The 16,064-nt window shown below is 73.4% G+C and carries 14 protein-coding genes; 6 read left to right on the top strand and 8 right to left on the bottom strand.

Annotated elements, in window-relative coordinates; translation table 11 throughout:
• Positions 1 to 23: 23 nt before the first annotated feature.
• The 4 genes from ACIG0D_RS12695 to ACIG0D_RS12680 all read right to left on the bottom strand — a co-directional run bounded on the left by ACIG0D_RS12695 (position 24) and on the right by ACIG0D_RS12680 (position 5,091).
• Positions 24 to 1,505 carry an MFS transporter gene (locus tag ACIG0D_RS12695; protein WP_399799187.1) on the bottom strand — a complete coding sequence of 494 codons (1,482 nt, stop codon included), beginning with the start codon at positions 1,503 to 1,505 and terminating at the stop codon, positions 24 to 26.
• A 203-nt stretch (positions 1,506 to 1,708) separates the two neighbouring features.
• Positions 1,709 to 2,905: a cytochrome P450 gene (locus tag ACIG0D_RS12690; RefSeq protein ID WP_399799184.1), complete on the bottom strand. Its 1,197-nt coding sequence runs from the start codon at positions 2,903 to 2,905 to the stop codon at positions 1,709 to 1,711.
• 126 nt (positions 2,906 to 3,031) lie between these two features.
• Entirely contained in the window at positions 3,032 to 4,255 is a 1,224-nt protein-coding gene (locus ACIG0D_RS12685) for a M20 family metallopeptidase (RefSeq protein ID WP_399799181.1), read from the bottom strand.
• A 146-nt stretch (positions 4,256 to 4,401) separates the two neighbouring features.
• Positions 4,402 to 5,091, bottom strand: a complete 690-nt coding sequence (locus ACIG0D_RS12680) for a DUF6882 domain-containing protein (RefSeq protein ID WP_399799178.1) — start codon at positions 5,089 to 5,091, stop codon at positions 4,402 to 4,404.
• Between the two features lie 100 nt (positions 5,092 to 5,191).
• On the opposite strand from ACIG0D_RS12680, the gene ACIG0D_RS12675 reads away from it, so the two are divergent.
• The 4 genes from ACIG0D_RS12675 to ACIG0D_RS12660 all read left to right on the top strand — a co-directional run bounded on the left by ACIG0D_RS12675 (position 5,192) and on the right by ACIG0D_RS12660 (position 9,936).
• The gene (locus ACIG0D_RS12675) at positions 5,192 to 6,802 is read left to right on the top strand and encodes a hypothetical protein (protein ID WP_399799175.1); all 1,611 of its coding nucleotides are present in this window, start codon (positions 5,192 to 5,194) and stop codon (positions 6,800 to 6,802) included.
• Positions 6,795 to 7,379, top strand: a complete 585-nt coding sequence (locus tag ACIG0D_RS12670) for a hypothetical protein (protein ID WP_399799172.1) — start codon at positions 6,795 to 6,797, stop codon at positions 7,377 to 7,379. The genes ACIG0D_RS12675 and ACIG0D_RS12670 overlap by 8 nt, the downstream gene beginning before the upstream one ends.
• A gap of 158 nt (positions 7,380 to 7,537) precedes the next feature.
• The gene (locus tag ACIG0D_RS12665; protein WP_399799170.1) at positions 7,538 to 8,251 is read left to right on the top strand and encodes a hypothetical protein; all 714 of its coding nucleotides are present in this window, start codon (positions 7,538 to 7,540) and stop codon (positions 8,249 to 8,251) included.
• A 167-nt stretch (positions 8,252 to 8,418) separates the two neighbouring features.
• Positions 8,419 to 9,936, top strand: a complete 1,518-nt coding sequence (locus ACIG0D_RS12660) for a carboxylesterase/lipase family protein (RefSeq protein ID WP_399799168.1) — start codon at positions 8,419 to 8,421, stop codon at positions 9,934 to 9,936.
• Between the two features lie 36 nt (positions 9,937 to 9,972).
• Here ACIG0D_RS12660 and ACIG0D_RS12655 read toward each other — a convergent pair whose 3' ends face one another.
• The 3 genes from ACIG0D_RS12655 to ACIG0D_RS12645 all read right to left on the bottom strand — a co-directional run bounded on the left by ACIG0D_RS12655 (position 9,973) and on the right by ACIG0D_RS12645 (position 12,779).
• The gene (locus ACIG0D_RS12655; RefSeq protein WP_399799166.1) at positions 9,973 to 10,311 is read right to left on the bottom strand and encodes a cupin domain-containing protein; all 339 of its coding nucleotides are present in this window, start codon (positions 10,309 to 10,311) and stop codon (positions 9,973 to 9,975) included.
• Positions 10,312 to 10,478: 167 nt separating this feature from the next.
• Complete coding sequence (locus tag ACIG0D_RS12650) at positions 10,479 to 11,135, bottom strand: maleylpyruvate isomerase N-terminal domain-containing protein (protein ID WP_399799303.1); 657 nt, start codon at positions 11,133 to 11,135, stop codon at positions 10,479 to 10,481.
• A 468-nt stretch (positions 11,136 to 11,603) separates the two neighbouring features.
• Positions 11,604 to 12,779, bottom strand: a complete 1,176-nt coding sequence (locus ACIG0D_RS12645) for an FAD-dependent monooxygenase (RefSeq protein WP_399799163.1) — start codon at positions 12,777 to 12,779, stop codon at positions 11,604 to 11,606.
• Between the two features lie 85 nt (positions 12,780 to 12,864).
• Here ACIG0D_RS12645 and ACIG0D_RS12640 point away from each other — a divergent pair, with 85 nt between their 5' ends.
• Positions 12,865 to 13,422 (top strand): TetR/AcrR family transcriptional regulator, encoded by a 558-nt coding sequence (locus tag ACIG0D_RS12640; protein WP_399799160.1) that lies wholly within the window; start codon positions 12,865 to 12,867, stop codon positions 13,420 to 13,422.
• Between the two features lie 162 nt (positions 13,423 to 13,584).
• Here the strand turns inward: ACIG0D_RS12640 and ACIG0D_RS12635 are convergent, their stop codons facing one another.
• The gene (locus tag ACIG0D_RS12635; protein ID WP_399799157.1) at positions 13,585 to 13,710 is read right to left on the bottom strand and encodes a hypothetical protein; all 126 of its coding nucleotides are present in this window, start codon (positions 13,708 to 13,710) and stop codon (positions 13,585 to 13,587) included.
• 352 nt (positions 13,711 to 14,062) lie between these two features.
• Here ACIG0D_RS12635 and ACIG0D_RS12630 point away from each other — a divergent pair, with 352 nt between their 5' ends.
• Complete coding sequence (locus ACIG0D_RS12630) at positions 14,063 to 15,760, top strand: tetratricopeptide repeat protein (protein ID WP_399799155.1); 1,698 nt, start codon at positions 14,063 to 14,065, stop codon at positions 15,758 to 15,760.
• The last annotated feature ends 304 nt before the right edge of the window (positions 15,761 to 16,064 follow it).

The raw sequence follows: 16,064 nt of genomic DNA, 5'->3' as shown, positions 1-16,064 counted from the left end.
CGCGTGGGTCCGCCGCCGGCGGCTCAGGGCGGCGTCGGCAGTCCCCCGCCCTGGAGCCGTTCCAGGTCGGACGGACGGACCTGGATGACGAGGAGTGCGATCACCGCGGCGACCGCGGCGAAGATCGCGGCAATGACGAAGGCGGCCGAGACGCCGGAGGCCAGGATCTCGTCGGCCCACGGCGGCGGGAGCCGGCCGGTGCGTTCGAAGCGAAGCCGCTCATCGGGGGTCGCCTGGGCCAGGAACGCCGGGATCTGCCGGGAGGCCTCGTTGTTGCCGGCCGTGCCGAACATCGTGACGAGGATGGACAGGCCGAGGGAGCCGCCCACCTGCTGGGTGGCGTTGAGGAGGCCGGAGGCGGCACCCGTCTCCCGGGTGGCCACGTCGGACAGCGCCATCAGGGTCAGGGACACGAACTCCATGCCCATGCCGAAGCTGAAGACGAGCATCGGGCCGAGGATGCTGCCCGCGTAGGTGGAGTGCACGTCGGTGAGCGTCAGCCAGGCCAGGCCCGTCGCGGCGAGGATCCCACCCGTGACCATGAACGGCTTGGGCCCGAACTTCGGCAGCAGCCGGGAGGCGAGCCCCGCGCCCACGGCGATGACGGCGCTCACCGGGAGGAAGGCCAGCCCGGCCTGGAGGGGGCTGAAGTCGAGCACGTTCTGCACGAAGAGCGTGAGGAAGAAGAACATGCCGAGCATGGCGGCGGCGAGGCTCAGCATCATGCCGTAGGTGCCCGCGCGGTTGCGGTCCGCGAACATGTGCAGGGGTGTGATGGGCTGCCGGGAGCGCCGCTCGATCAGCACGAACAGCAGCAGGATGACGACGGCCGCCGCGAACGCGGCCAGCGTGAGGCCGTCCCGCCAGCCTTCCTGCGCGGCCCGGATGAACCCGTACACCAGCAGCACCATGCCGACGGTGGAGGTCAGCGCGCCCGTCAGGTCGAAGTGCCCGGGATGGCGTTCGGACTCCCGGATCCAGCGTGGGGTGGCGAGCACGATCAGCAGCCCGATGGGCACGTTGACGAACAGCACCCAGCGCCAGTTCAGCCACTCCACCAGCATGCCGCCCGCCAGCAGGCCGATCGCGCCGCCACCCGCCGACACCGCGGCGAAGACACCGAACGCCCGGTTGCGTTCGGGGCCTTCACGGAAGGTCGTACTGATCAGGGCGAGGGAGGTCGGGGACGCGATGGCACCGCCGACGCCCTGGAGGGCGCGGGCGGCGAGGAGTTGCCAGTCGTTCTGGGACAGGCCCCCGAGCAACGAGGCGAGGACGAAGACCAGTACGCCGAAGACGAAGACGCGTCGTCTGCCGAGGATGTCGCCCACCCGGCCGCCGAGCAGCAGCAGACCGCCGAAGGTGAGCGTGTACGCGTTGACCACCCAGGACAGGCTCGTCGTGGAGAAGTCGAGGGAGCGCTGGATGTCCGGCAGCGCGATGTTCACGATGGTGATGTCGAGCACCACCATCAGCTGACAGGACGCGATGACCAGCAGCGCCATGCCGTTCCCACGGCCATCGCCAGGCTCGTTCTCCCGCGGTATGGCCGGTGCTTGCGGTGTCGGCTCGGGATTGCTCATGGCATCGCGCCGTCGGCGAGGGGACGTGGCCGGTGCGCCACCATTCGACCGTACGCCGCCCCGGCACGGCCCTCCACTCGATCACGGGACGCTCCGGGAGCCACGGATCCGCGGCTCGCGGTGGTTCAGGAGCCGAAGCGGATCGGCAGGCTCCGCGGGCCGCGGATCAGCATGCCCGGGCGCCAGGTGATCGCCGCCGGGTGGATGTCCAGGGCCAGGTCGGGGCAGCGGTCGAGCAGGGTGCCGATCGCGATGCGGGCTTCGAGGCGGGCCAGGGGCGCGCCCAGACAGTAGTGGATGCCGTGGCCGAAGGCGACGTGGCCGCGGGGGTCGCGGGAGATGTCGAAGCGGTCGGGTGCGGGAAAGCGCGCGGGATCGCGGTTGGCGTCGGCCAGGGCGACGAGGACCAGTTCGCCGCCTCCGGGGACGACCGTGTCGCCGATGGTCACCGGCTCGGTGGTGAACCGGTAGGTGGGGGTCTCCACGGGTCCGTCGTAGCGCAGCATCTCCTCGACCGCGTTGTCGATGAGGGCGGGGTCGGCGCGCAGCGCGGCGAGTTGCCCGGGGTGGGTGAGCAGGGCGAGGACGCCGTTGGAGATGAGGTTCACGGTGGTCTCGTGGCCCGCGACGAGCAGGAGCCAGGCCATGCCGGCGAGTTCCTCGGGGGACAGCCGGTCACCGTCGTCGTCGGAGCCGTGGATCAGCGCGCTCATGAGGTCGTCGCCGGGCCGCTGCCGTTTGTCCCGCAGGAGTTCGGTGATGTACCGCGCCATGGAGGCCGCCGCGGCCGTGCGGACGCCGGGGTCGGTGGCGCCGAGGGCGTCGTTCGACCAGGTCCGGAAGGAGTCGCGGTCCAGGTCGGGGACGCCGAGGAGTTCGCAGATCACGGAGATGGGCAGCGGGAAGGACAGCGCCTCGACGAGGTCGACGCGCCCGTCGGGGGCGGTGAGCATCCGGTCCAGGAGTTCGTCGGTGGTCTTCTGGATGCGGGGCGCGAGTGCGTCGACGCGGCGCGCGGTGAACTCCCGGGCGACCGGCTTCCGCAGCCGCGTGTGCTCCGGCGGATCGGACCGGAGCATGTGCGGCCCGGAGGAGACGGCGCCCAGCGGCAGCGAGGGCGACGCCTTGCTCCAGTCCTTGGAGAGCCGTGGGTCCGCCAGCGCGGCCCGCCCGGCCTCGTGTCCGACGACGAGCCAGGCCAAGGCGCCCCCTTCCGGCATCCGGATGCGGTGCACCGGTCCCTGCGCCCGTAACCGGGCGTAGACGGGGTAGGGGTCGCGGGTGAACGACTCACCGAGGGCGGCCAGGTCGACGACGTTCATGGGTTCCACCTCACTGGGCTGTACGGCCATGGCTCCGCGGCCGGTTGCTTCCGGGCCGTCCTCATCGTGCGTCACCGGTCCGGCGGTTGCCGCGCCGCTGTAGCGCTCGTTTCCGCCAAGTCCGTGCTAGGTGGCCAGATAGCGCAGTGCCACCGCCGCGTGCAGGGCGGCGCCGGCCGCGAGGGCCTGCTCGTCGAAGACGACGCGGTTGGAGTGGCAGTCGGGGGTGTCCTCGCCGTCCGTACCCGGCGGGCGGGCGCCGAGGAACGCCATCGTGCCGGGTACGCGGCGCAGGACGTAGGAGAAGTCCTCGGCGCCCATGAAGGGCTGGGGCAGTCGGTGGACGCGGTCGGCGCCGAGCAGTTCGGCGGCGGTCTCGCGGACGGTGCCGGTGACCGTGTCGTCGTTGACGGTGGGCGGATACCCCTCGGGCAGCTCGATGTCGACGGTCGCGCCGTGGGCGGCGGCCACATGCCGGGCGACGCGGACGATCCCCTCCCGCACCCGGTGCCGGGTCCGCGGGGTGAGGGTGCGGAAGGTGCCGTGCAGTTCGGCGGTCTCCGGGATGATGTTGGTGGTGGTCCCCGCGTGGACGGAGGCGATGGTGACCACGGCGGGGTCGAAGACGTCGACGGTACGGGTCGCCATCGTCTGCAGGGCCTGCACGATCTCGCAGGCCACCGGCACCGGGTCGAGCGCCTGGTGCGGCGACGAGGCGTGCCCGGACCGGCCGCGCACGGTCAGGTGGATCCGGTCGGCGGCGGCGAACGTCGGGCCGGGACGCAGATGGAGGGTGCCGCCGGCGAAGCGCGTGGTGACGTGCAGGGCGAACGCCGCGACGATCCCGGCGCCGTCGGGAGTGTCCAGCACACCCTCGTCGATCATGTACTGGGCGCCGCCGTCGCTCTCCTCCGCCGGCTGGAACATGAACACCACCCGCCCCGCCAGCCGTGTCCGCCGCGCGGCCAGCAGCCGGGCGGCGCCGACGAGCATCGCGGTGTGCAGGTCGTGACCGCAGCCGTGCATGGCACCGGGCACCTCGGAGGCGAACTCCAGCCCCGTCTCCTCCTGTTGGGGCAGCGCGTCCATGTCCGCGCGCAGCAGCACGGTGGGCCCCGGTCGGTCGCCCTCCAGCACCGCCGTCACCGAGCTGAGCCGCTCCCCCGTCGTCACCGTCAGGTCCAGCCCGTCGAGCGCGTCGAGCACCGCGCGCTGGGTGCGCGGGAGGCGCAGGCCCAGTTCGGGGGCGCGGTGCAGACGGCGTCGTACGGCGACGATCTCGGGCAGGAGCGTACGGGCCTCGGCGAGCAGACCGTCGTGGCCGGAGGCAGGGGAGGCGGAGGCGGTCATCGCGCGCTCCGGTCGGGCGTTCCGTTCGGTGGGGCCACGGGCACGGGCGTCTCCCTTCGGCGCGGGCACGGCGTTGTGTCGCCGGAGATGCCTGCCCAGACGAGACGCCCTTCACGCGGGGGGCCGTACGCCGTGGCCCTCCCGGGTCAGCCGCCGACCTTCAGGGACACGCCGGCGATCCGTCCGTGCGCGTCGAACTCCACCTCGACCGGGCCCCCGCCGGGCAGCTCGGCGACGATCCGGTCGCCCTCGGTGCGCTGCGGTACGCCGTAGTGGTCGAAGTATCCGCCGACGACCTGCCGGGCCGCGTACCCGATCAGTCCGGCGCCGGTGAGCAGCGTCCGCGGCAGGGTGACCGGGTCGAGGGCGGCGCGGGGCACCTGCGGGTCGTCGGGCAGGAAGTACACCTGGGTGGCCGGTCCCGCGGGTACGCCGATGTATCCCGGCGCCTCGGCCACGCCCATGCCGGTGAAGGCGAGCAGCTCCGCCGCGTGGCGCGGGTCGTCGAAGCCGGCGAGCGGAATCATCTCCTCGGTCAGTTCGGGGATGCCGTGAGCCTGCCCGTAGCGCTGGACCGCGGTGGTCAGGGCGACGACCTCGGTGCCCTGGAGGCCGGGGTTCGCCCATCCCCACATCCAGGACTGCTCGTCCATGTCGTACGTGCCGAGCACGGCCACGCGCATTTCCAGACCGCCCTGCCGGTACAGGCAGGTCGGCAGGTCCGCGGTCCACGGGGCTTCGGGCAGGAACGCCGTCAGGGCGTTCAGTTGGGCCGCGCCCCAGGCCGCGTGCCGTTCGGCCTCGAGGAGGAACGCGTCGCTGAATCCACTCACCATGATCCGACCCTATGAGGTCGCCCGAGGTGGTCGGCGAGCAGGGGTACCGCAGCGTGCGGGCGCCCGCCCGGACTCGTAGGGCCGCTGGCAGGATGAGCCCGTGAACCCTGTCCTGCACGGACTCGCCGCCAACCCGGCCCTGCCCGCCGAACTGGTCGACCGGCTGATCGAGATCGCGGTCGCCGACGTTCGTCCGAACCTCGCGACCGGCCTTACTTCGGGCCTGGCGGCCGACCCTTCTCGGGACCTCGCGACCGACCTCGCCTCCGCCCTCGCCGAGCGTGCGGACCTCAGCCGCGCGCAGGCACGTGCGCTGGCCGCGGGCGGCCCGGAGGTCGCCGTACAGCTCGCGTACGCGGGGCGGTTGACGGACGCCGACGTCGACCCGCTGACCCAGCCCCAGGCGGCTCTCGCACTCCTCGACGAGGGCGCGGGCCGCCCCGAGTGGGCGCGGGTGCTCGCGGCGGACCCGGATGTCCGGCACCGGGAGAAGCTGGCCGCCTGCCCGGGACTTCCGGCGGATGTGGTGGAGAGGCTCGCCGCCGACCCGGACGTCCGGGTCGTCGCGGAGCTGGCGCTGTGGACCACCCCGGAGGCCGCCACGCGGCTCGCGGAGCATCCTCACGCCGAGGTGCGCCGCGCGGTGGCGGCCAACGAGGCGACCCCGCCGGCCGTACTGTCCCTGCTGATCGGCGGCGAAGGGCTCGCCCCCGCCCGGCGGTGTCCGGTGTGCGACCGTGAAGTGCCACCGTTCGTGCACGACCCCCACTGCCCGAGACCCGACTGCGACCTCCGCGCGGGCGCCGCGTGCGACGGCTCCCACCGGTCCACCGTGCACGAGACACGGCAACTGGCGCTGCGCAATCCGGCCACCCCGACCGAGGCCGTCGTACGTTTCGCAGACGACCCCTCATCGCTGCTGCGCACCGAACTCGCCGCCCGGCACGACCTGCCCCCGCACGTGGCCCGGCGCCTCGCCGACGACCCCGTGCCGGGTGTGCGCGCAGCCCTGGCGGAGAACCCGGCGACCGACGAGGCCCTGATACGGATGCTGGCCTCGGACCGGGACCCCGAGGTGCGGCGCAGTCTGGCGCACCACCCGCAGGTGCCGCTCGACGTGCTGACCCGGCTGGCCGGTGCCACGCGGATCGGGCCGACGCTGCTCCCCCGCATCGAAGCCGCCACCGCCGCGGAGGTCGTGGAACTGGCCGCGTCACCGCACCCGACGGTGCGCATGTTCCTGGCGGCCCGCCGGGATCTGCCGGACGGGATACGCGACGCGCTCGCCGCCGACCCCGACGCGAAGGTCGTCAAGTCCGTCGCCTCCCACCCGGGTCTGTCCGAGGCGAGACTGCGCGCCATGGTGGACCGGTACGGCGTTCAGGTCGCCGCCATGGTCGCGGCCAATCCCGACGCCTCCCCCTCCCTGCTCGAAGAGCTGTCCCGGCAGCGGCCCCCGGCGAAGAAGGCGCTCCGGGCGATCGCCCGGCACCCGCGTGCGACGGCCACGGCACTCGCCGCCTGCCTGGCGGACGACCGGGCCAGGCCCGTCGCCGCCGGTCACCCCGCCCTGCCCCCGCACCTCGTCGTCGAGTTGCTGAACCACGCGGACGAGGCGGTGAGCGAAGCGGCGGCGGCCAACCCGTCGCTGCCGCGCCCGGTGATGGAGACGCTGGTCCGCGAGGCTCATGGTGAGGCGGCACATGACTGACGACGACGTCTGGAACCGGCTCGCCGCCCTGCTGCCGGAGGCCGAGGCCGAGGAGGTCGGGGAGTGCCGGTCCATCGGGGAGCAGGAGGCGGCGCTCGGCCTGCTCGTCTCCGGCATCCTCACCCATCGCAGGGCGATCAGCGAGACGGTCCGCGCCCGGCTCTCCGTGCTCGCGGAGGACTGGGGCGAGCGGGAGGCACTCACCCCCGGAATCCTTCGCTGTCGCACGGACGGCGAGGCCACCGCAGTGAAGCTGCTCGAGGACGACGGCTCCACCCTCGATGGCGCCACCCTCGATGGCGCCACCCTCGATGGCTCCACCGTCGACGGTGCGCCGGTCCGCGGCGAGCCCGCACTGGCCGATCTCGTGCTCGTGCCGTGGATCGTCTGCACGAGGTGCGGCCGGGTTCTGATGCGCGCCCATGACCGGGAGAGCTGGGGCGGTCTCTCCTGTCTCGCACGGCGGTACGTCATCACCGCGCCGGACCGCGTCACCGTCGTGCAGTCGTTCGCCGCCGAGTCCGTCGGCGACGCGTTCGACTCCCTTCTGCGGAAGTGCTCGGCGCCGTCGGACTGAGTCACTGCCCTCGTGCCGTCAGTCCCTCCGGTGGTCAGTCCCCTCGTGTACGCGTCGGCTGTTGCGCCGACGCGGCTCCGTGTCAGCCGTACTATCGCTATCTCACGCTGCACGGCAGCTTTACGGCCGTCGACCGGTCCGAGGAAAGGCTGAACGTCATGACCGAGAACACCACCGTGTCCAGCAACCTGGCATCGCAGTACGCCGCCCAGGTGACCACCGACCTCGAGCGCAACGTCAAAGAGCAAGAACGCGTGAGCGCCGAAATCGAGGCGCTGCAAGAGCAGTTGGCCGGGCTGCAGCGCGACCACGCCGTCCTGACGAACATGCGGCAGGCGCTCGGTCTTTCGGCCGCACTCGCCGAGACGGCACCGGCGGCCGAGGCGCCCGTGGTGCCCGCTCCCCGCAAGAAGACCGCCTCCTCCGCCAAGAAGGCGACGGCGACCACCAAGAAGGCGCCCGCCACCACCAAGAAGGCCGCCGCGTCCGGCAAGGCGAAGCAGCCGCGGGCGAAGAAGACCACGGCCACGGCCGCGGCCACGCCCGGCAAGGGCAAGTCGGGCGACGAGACCGCCCGCAAGTCCTCGGCCACCGCCACCAAGACGGCGGACCAGCCCACTCTGGTCGACCTCGTGCGCGGCCACCTCGGCGAGGTCAGCGAGCCGCGCTCGGCCGCGGAGGTCGCCTCCGCGCTCGGTCAGGTCCACCCCGACCGTGACATCAAGACGACGGTCGTACGCACCACTCTCGAAAGCCTCGTCGCCAAGGGCCAGGCGCAGCGCACCAAGCAGGGCAACTCCGTCTTCTACACGGCACCCGACACCGCCGGACGGGAAACCGAGGCTCAGGCGGTCACCGATCAGAGTGAATGAACGGGGCGGGATGGGCGCCCGGCACACCCGTCCCGGCGGCGGGCAAAAGGAGTTGCCGCTCGTCTTCGGCCCTGGTGAGGATGACCCCACAAGATCGACAAGATCGACGGGATCCCTGGGATCCACGAGATCGACAAGCGTTGTGAGGCTCATCCATGCATGTCACCGTGCCCACCACAGCAGGCCCGGTCCGCGGGCGTCGAACGGGCGAGGTCACGGTGTTCGCCGGTATCCCTTACGCGGCGCCGCCGTTCGGACCGCGGCGGCTGCGGCCACCGCAGCCGCCGGAGCCGTGGTCGGGGGTGCGGGACGCGTTCGCGTACGGCCCGGCCGCGCCCCAGCCCGGTTACCTTCCCGCGATGGCCGCTCTGCTCGGGGACGCGAAGGAGCAGGGTGAGGACTGTCTGAACCTCAATGTGTGGACGCCCGCGCCGGGCCGTACCGGAGGGCGGCTGCCGGTGATGGTGTGGATCCACGGCGGCGCGTTCCGCAACGGTGCCGGCTCGCTGCCCGCCTACGACGGTGCGCGGCTGGCCGCCGACGGCGTCGTGTGCGTCACCCTCAACTACCGGCTCGGCGCGGAGGGTTTCCTGCTGCTGCCCGACGGTACGGCCAACCTCGGGCTGCTGGATCAGATCGCGGCGCTGGAGTGGGTCCGGGACAACATCGCCGGGTTCGGCGGCGACCCGGACAACGTCACCGTCTTCGGCCAGTCCGCGGGTGCCATCGGCATCACCGCCCTGATGGCCATGCCGGGAGCCCGCGGGCTGTTCCGGCGGGCGATCACCCAGAGCGGTGCGGGGCACCACACCCACCCCGAGGACATCGCCCGGCGCGTCACGGAACGGCTCGCCGAACTCGTCGGCGCGGAGCCCACGCGCGAGGGGCTGGCCGCCGTACCGCCTGAGCGGCTGATCGCCGCCGACAGCGCCCTCGGCCGGGAGATCGCACAGGCCGAAGACCCCACGCTGTGGGGCGAGTCGGCGGGCGGCGGCACCACCGTGCTGCCCGTGGTCGACGGGGCGACACTCCCCCAGCGGCCGGTCGACGCCATCGCCGGCGGGGCCGGCCGGGACATCGATCTGCTCACCGGTACGACCACCGACGAGTTCCGGCTCTTCCTCGTGCCCCTGGGGATCGCCCCGCGCATCACGGACGAGGTGCTGCACGGCCTCCTCGCCGGGCTCGGCCTGGACCCCGCCGAGGCCCGCGCCGTCTACGCCGCCGCGTACCCCGGCGCCACTCCCGGCGATCTGTTCTCCGCCGCCATGACCGACCACGCCTACCGCATCCCCGCCCTGCGGGTGGCCGAGGCGCGCGCCGCGCACGGAGCGGAGACCTTCGTGTACGAGTTCGCGTGGCCGTCGCCCGCGGTGGACGGCGCTCTCGGCGCCTGCCACCTGGCGGATGTCGGCTTCGTCTTCGGCACCCTCTCCGACCCGCTCCTCGGCCCGGACGCCCCACGGGACCTGTCCGACCGGATGCGGGAAGCGTGGATCTCCTTCGCCCGCACCGGCCGCCCCGGCTTCGGGAAGGCGCTGCCGCCCTGGCCCGCGTACGGCACGCGGCGGTCCGTCCTGCGCCTCGGCGCGGGTGAGCCGGCCGTGCACGACGACCCCGGGTCCGCGACACGCACCCTGTGGGAGGACCTGCGCCTGCCCCGTCGGCCCCGGTCCCGCGACTGAGCCAGGTTGGCCACCTGCGAACGCCGCAGCCCGGGGTCAGCCTCCGGCGAGGCCGTTTCCGCGCGGTGGGCGGTGGGGTGCCAGGTGCTCGACGATGACGAGCGTGCCTCGGCTGCCGGGGCGTACGGCGTGCTCCACGCACGCCTCGGCGACGTACATCTCCCCCGCGTGGACGTCGAGTTCGGTGCCGCCGGCGAGCAGGCGCAGGGTGCCGTCCAGTACCAGCAGCGCCTCAGCCGTGTCATGGGACTCCGGTTCCAGGGGGCGTCCGTCCATCCGCAGGACTTTCACCGCCGTGGGTCCGATCCGTCCGAGCAGCGACGAGCTCCAGGCGTCCGGCAGTCCGGCCGCCGCGGTGCGTATGTCGGTCTTCATGGCATGCCTCCTGGCGGGCCGTCCCGGCGGGCGCCGAGTGAGGCGCCGGGGACGTCCGCGATCGTCGTCGAGGGATGCGTGTGACGCTACGGCACGACGGTGCGCCGTTGGTCGACCGTCGGGTAAAACCTGGACCCGCCCGCACGTGCCCTCCCTGCCGTGCGCCCTCAGCCGAGGACGAGCGGGAGTTTCGCGGCCAGGTCGCCCAGTTCGGTCCTCTGCGCGGCGGTCGGGGTGCGGCGGCCGGTGCCCACCAGGAGCGCGTCCCGGTCGGAGAACGAGGCGGGGAACGCGGCCCCGGCGATCCTCTCCAGCATCCGGCGTGACCGGGCGAGCCCGTCCGCGGGCGGTCCGGCCACGTGCGGGAGGTGTGCGGTGAGGTCGAGGTGGTGCAGGGTCCACTCCAGGACGTATGCCGAGAGGTAGTCGCCTGCCGTGAGCACCTGGTCGCGGGTGGCGACCCGGAGGGTGGGGTCGGCGAGTTCGGCGGCACGGCCGGCGGCGGAGCCGACGTCGTCGAGGTGGAACTTCAGCAGCCACGGCTCCTGGTACGCGGCGGCCAGCCGGACGGTCAGCGCGTCGAGCGGGTCGTCACCGGTGGGCGGTGTCCCGGCGACCTCCCAGTAGGTCACCGCGTCGCGGGTCGGTTCCGTGTCGGCGGGGGTGACCAGGGTGATCAGGACGTCCTGCGCGTCGATGACCAGATGGCAGACCAGATCCCGTACGAGCCAGCCGGTACAGCCGGAGGGCTGGGAGAAGTCCTCGTCGGGGAGTTCCGCGACGGCGGTGCGCAGCGCGTTCCACGAGCGTGAGAAGAGATCCACCGTCGGCACGGTAGTGGGGTGCCGGAAGGGCGGACAAGCGGATTCCGGTGGGGGGCGGCACGACCGACGCCCGGGTGACGGGGACGCGGGCCAGGACCACAGCCGGCGCAGGGCCGCGTTGACGGTGGCCGGTTGCCGGGTGTGCGGGTAGTGGCCGGGGACGCGCAGCAGTTGCCCGTCGACCGCTTCGGCCACGGCTTCGGCGCAGGCGGTCAGCGGCTCGCCCGCGTAGGTGCGGTACGGCTCCGGGGCGTCCTGCCGGGTGCCGCAGACGACGAGCGTGGGCGAGGGCGCTGCCCGCAGCGGGGCGAGGGGCACGGCGGCCTCCCAGACCGGGCGTTCATGCAGGAGGTGGCGACGGCGCGCGGGCGCTGCGGACTTCGCTCTGCTGCCTCGCGTTCTCCCCGCTCCCCCGCCGGGTGCGGGCAGCGGGCGCGGTCCGATCACATCACGGGCGGGGCCGACCGGTTAAGGCGTTCGATGGTCAAGGCCGAGCGCCGGCGGGGTCCAGTCGGCGTGCCGCAGGATGGCCCGGATCATGGCCCGGGACGGGGTGACGCGCAGGGCGGTGTCGCGGAGGGCGACGGCCGCGGGGTGGGCCAGTCGCTGGCCCATGCGGCCGGCCTGGCGTGCGGCGCGTGCCACGGCCTGGCTGCGGGGGCGGCGTTCGGCGTCGTAGCGGGCCAGGGCCGATCCGACGGTGGGTCCGGCGGCGAGGGCGGCGGCGAGTGTGGCGGCGTCCTCCAGCGCCTGGCACGCGCCCTGGCCGAGGTTCGGCGTCATGGCGTGGGCGGCGTCGCCGAGGAGTGCGACGTGCCCGGCGGTGAAGGTGGGCAACGGCGTGGTCAGTTCGTGGATGTCGTGGTGCAGGACGGCCTCGGGGCGGGTCGCGTCGAGCAGCGCGGGGATCGGGTCGTGCCAGTCAGCGAAGCGGCGGCGCATGGCGTCCAGCGGGTCGGTGTGCCGTACGCCGGGGGGTGCGTTGAGGACGGCGTGCCATTCCGCCCGGCCGTCGGCGAAGGTGATGTGGCCGAATTCGGCGCCCCTGCCCCAGGTGATCTGGAAGTCGTCCGCCAGGTCGACGGGGTGCTCGGTGATGGCGCGCAGGACCGTCGAACCGCTGTAGGCGGGGCCGGGGTGGTGGGGGAAGAGCCGGGCGCGCAGGCGGCTGTTGACGCCGTCGGCCGCCACGACCAGGTCCGCCTCCAGCACCCGGCCCTGCACGGACACCCGGGGCCGGTCGGGGACGGTGCGGTCGACGGACGTGGCCTCGGCTCCGATGTGCAGGCATCCGGGCGGCAGCGCCTCGCGCAGCAGACGGTGCAGGACGGATCGTGGGATGCCGACGATGGGGGTGCCGAGGGCGCGTTCGAGGGCCGCGCCGTCCATCCGGGTCAGCAGGCGGCCCTTCGGGGTGCGGGTGCCTCCGGTGTACTGCGGGCGGGCCGCCGCGCGCACCGCCGCGCCGACCCCGAGGGTGTCCAGGGCGCGCAGCCCGTTCGCGTGCAGGGAGATGCCGGCCCCGGCGTCGGCGAGGGCGGCGGCGCGTTCGACCACCGTGACCTCCCAGCCGATCAGCCGCAGGCCGAGGGCAGCGGCCAGCCCTCCGATGCCGCCCCCGACCACCACCGCGCTGCCACCCATGCCGGCCCCCTTCGTCCACTCCCCTGTGCTTCTACAGATGTAGAAGGAGCGTACTCGATGCCCTCTACAGGTGTAGAAATGGGGGGTGGCCACCGAACGACGCACGCTTCTCGCCGACGCCGCCATCACCGTGCTCGCCGAGACGGGGATACGGGGACTGACCCACCGCGCCGTGGACCGGGCGGCGAACCTGCCGTCCGGCACCACGTCCGCCTACTACCGCACCCGTCAGGCGCTGCTGACCGCGCTGGTCCGGCGTCTGGTCGAGGTCGACCAGGCCGAACTGGAGGAGGCCGGGCGCGCCCTGCCGGTGCCGCGCGACGCCGGGGAACTGGCGGCCCGTATCACCGCCTTCACCGAGCAGCGCCTCACCGGCGACGGCCGGCGGCGCTCCCTGGCCCGCTACGCGTGCGCCATCGAGAGCGTGCGCCATCCCGAGCTGCGGGAGATCCTCGTGCCGCGCGAGAACACGGCACGTGAGGCCGTACGCGCCTTCCTCGCCGGTCAGGGCGTCGGCGACGCCGAGGAACGCACCGACACCTTGCTGACGTGCGTCGACGGGCTGGTCTTCGACCGGTTGGTCAACGGTGGACGCGTCGGGGAGGAGGAGGTGCGCAGGCTGGTCGCGGCAGCGCTGCGGTGAGCGGCGTACGCCCGCACCCGAGGATGCCGGCCGGGCGGCCGGGCGAGCGACGCCACGGGAGAGTCGGCGGGCCGCCACGCGGCGCGCGCGTGGCGGGCGCGGCGGCTGTCGCGTCCGGCATGGGTCGGACCGCGCTCGCGTCCGGCATGGGTCGGACCGCGCTCAGACCGCGCCTTCCACCGACCTCTTCCGGCGCGCCGCGTACAGACCGAGACCGGCGGCGGCCAGGACGCCCAGGCCACCCGCGGTCACCGTCGGGGCGGACAGGGCGCCGCCGCCGGTGTGCATGCCGCCGCGGGGCTTGTCGTGACCGCTGCCCCAGGAGTCCTTCTCCCCGTAGGACTCCTTGTCAGCGTAGGAGTCCTTGGAGGAGTCCTGGTCCCGACTGGCCGACGGTTGAGCACGTCGAGGCCGGGTTGGTCAGCTGACTGAGTGCCAGCTGCTCGGCCGTCGGCGGAAGGAATGTCAGATGCGCTCTGCTCGCATGCTCCTGGTCACGGACCGCCGGGAGGAGGGTGTGCGCGCGTCGGCGTACTGTCGCCGGGCGTGAGATCGCCCCTACGCTGAGTGCCTGGGGCGCGACGCACCGGCGGGTCCGTACGGCCGGGCGGCGGCCGTACGGTTCGGGAGGCAGGCACCCATGGACTACTACGATCTCGGCACCCACACCCGTCCGGTGACGACCACGTCCGCCCAGGCGCAGCTCTGGTTCGACCGCGGCCTGGTGTGGACGTACGCCTTCCACCACGAGGAGGCCGTCCGCTGCTTCGAGGCCGCCGCGGCGGCCGATCCCGGGTGTGCCATGGCGTACTGGGGCATCGCCTACGCCCTCGGCCCCAACTACAACAAGCCGTGGGAGTTCTTCGACGAGCGGGAGCTCACGCGGACCGTCGAGCGCACCCATGCCGCCGTGGAGCGGGCGCACGAGCGGGCCGCCGGCGGTGCCACGCCCGTCGAGCGGGCGCTGATCGGCGCGCTGCGCGCCCGCTACCCGCAGGAGCGGCCCGCCGAGGACTGCTCCGTGTGGAACGCGCCGTACGCCGACAGCATGCGCGCCGTCTACGACCTCGCCCCCGACGACCTGGACGTCGCCACCCTGTACGCCGACGCGCTGATGAACCTGACGCCGTGGCAGCTGTGGGACGTGCGCACCGGAGAGCCCGCCGAGGGCGCCCGCACGCGGGAGGCCCGGGCGGTCCTCGAACGGGCGCTCGGCACGCCGGGTGGACGCGACCATCCGGGTGTCCTCCATCTGTACGTCCATCTGATGGAGATGTCCCCGACGCCCGAGACGGCGCTGCCGGCCGCCGACCGGCTGCGCGGTCTGGTCCCGGACGCCGGTCACCTCCTGCACATGCCCTCACACCTCGAAGTGCTGTGCGGGGACTACCGGCGGGTCGTCGCGGACAACAGCGCGGCGATCGCGGCGGACGAGAAGTTCCACGCGCGGGCCGGGGCGATGAACTTCTATACGCTGTACCGCTCGCACAACCACCACTTCAAGATCTACGGCGCGATGTTCCTCGGCCAGTCCGAGGTCGCCCTGGAGGCGGCGGCACGACTGGAGGCGTCCATCCCGGAGGAACTGCTGCGGGTGCAGAGCCCGCCCATGGCGGACTGGCTGGAGGGCTTCCTCGCCATGCGCGTGCACGTGCTGATCCGGTTCGGCCGCTGGGCCGACATCCTCGCGCTCCCGCTGCCCGAGGACCGCGAGCTGTACAGCGTCACCACGGCGATGCTGCACTACGCCCGGGGCGTCGCCCTCGCCGCGACCGGCCGGGTCACCGAGGCGGAGGCCGAGCGGGAGCTGTTCCGCGCGGCGGTCGACCGGGTTCCCGGGACGCGGACGCTGTTCAACAACACCTGCGCCGACATCCTGGCCGTCGCCTCCGCGATGCTCGACGGCGAACTCGCTTACCGCAAGGGCGACTTCGACGCGGCCTTCGCCGCGCTGCAGCGGTCCGTCGCCCTGGACGACGGTCTCCCCTACGACGAGCCGTGGGGCTGGATGCAGCCCACCCGGCACGCCCTGGGCGCCCTCCTCCTGGAGCGGGGTCGGATCGCCGAGGCCGAGGCGGTCTACCGCGCCGACCTGGGCCTGGACGACACGCTGCCCCGCCCCTGCCAGCACCCCGGCAACGTCTGGTCCCTGCACGGCTTCCACGAGTGCCTGCTGCGGCAGGGCAGGACCGCGGAGGCGGCGATCGTCGCCCAGCAGCTCACCTTCGCGACCGCCCTCGCCGACGTCCCGGTCACCGCGTCCTGCTTCTGCCGCACCGACACGTCCGGGCCGGCGCCGGGGGACACGCCGTCACACTGCTGCGGCACGGACGGGTGACACCGCCGTCCCGCCAGCGCCCGGCGCGGCGCGCGCCGACCGTCCGCTGAAGTGTGCAGAGATCCAAGTCGGCAGCGGAGAACTTGAGGCGTCCTAGGCCACTGGACGACACCGGCACGAGCCGGCGACGGGATTCGAACCCGCGTTACCCGCTTGAGAGGCGAAGTATCCGCGACCTGCGCACCTGCACGACAGCGACTGTAACGAGCGGGGGCACGGCGCCGCACCCGGTTTTCAGGCGCCTCCCGCACCCGCCTTCAGGCGCGCCTCCCGCACCCGCCTTCAGGCGCGGCTCCGCACGCGG

It is taken from the genome of Streptomyces sp. NPDC052773, assembly GCF_044547145.1.
GTDB lineage: Bacteria > Actinomycetota > Actinomycetes > Streptomycetales > Streptomycetaceae > Streptomyces.
The sequence above is the reverse complement of the archived record's forward strand: the minus strand, read 5'-3'. Positions and strand labels throughout refer to the sequence as shown.

What these genes read in the sequence shown, in the direction of transcription:
- ACIG0D_RS12670 (WP_399799172.1), top strand. Translation starts at nt 6,795, where the DNA reads ATGACTGACGACGACGTCTGGAACCGGCTCGCCGCCCTGCTGCCGGAG.
- ACIG0D_RS12635 (WP_399799157.1), bottom strand. Translation starts at nt 13,710, where the DNA reads ATGCACACCGGCGGCGGCGCCCTGTCCGCCCCGACGGTGACCGCGGGT.
- ACIG0D_RS12695 (WP_399799187.1), bottom strand. Translation starts at nt 1,505, where the DNA reads ATGGCGCTGCTGGTCATCGCGTCCTGTCAGCTGATGGTGGTGCTCGAC.
- ACIG0D_RS12655 (WP_399799166.1), bottom strand. Translation starts at nt 10,311, where the DNA reads ATGAAGACCGACATACGCACCGCGGCGGCCGGACTGCCGGACGCCTGG.
- ACIG0D_RS12630 (WP_399799155.1), top strand. Translation starts at nt 14,063, where the DNA reads ATGGACTACTACGATCTCGGCACCCACACCCGTCCGGTGACGACCACG.
- ACIG0D_RS12680 (WP_399799178.1), bottom strand. Translation starts at nt 5,091, where the DNA reads ATGGTGAGTGGATTCAGCGACGCGTTCCTCCTCGAGGCCGAACGGCAC.
- ACIG0D_RS12645 (WP_399799163.1), bottom strand. Translation starts at nt 12,779, where the DNA reads ATGGGTGGCAGCGCGGTGGTGGTCGGGGGCGGCATCGGAGGGCTGGCC.
- ACIG0D_RS12685 (WP_399799181.1), bottom strand. Translation starts at nt 4,255, where the DNA reads ATGACCGCCTCCGCCTCCCCTGCCTCCGGCCACGACGGTCTGCTCGCC.
- ACIG0D_RS12665 (WP_399799170.1), top strand. Translation starts at nt 7,538, where the DNA reads ATGACCGAGAACACCACCGTGTCCAGCAACCTGGCATCGCAGTACGCC.
- ACIG0D_RS12690 (WP_399799184.1), bottom strand. Translation starts at nt 2,905, where the DNA reads ATGAACGTCGTCGACCTGGCCGCCCTCGGTGAGTCGTTCACCCGCGAC.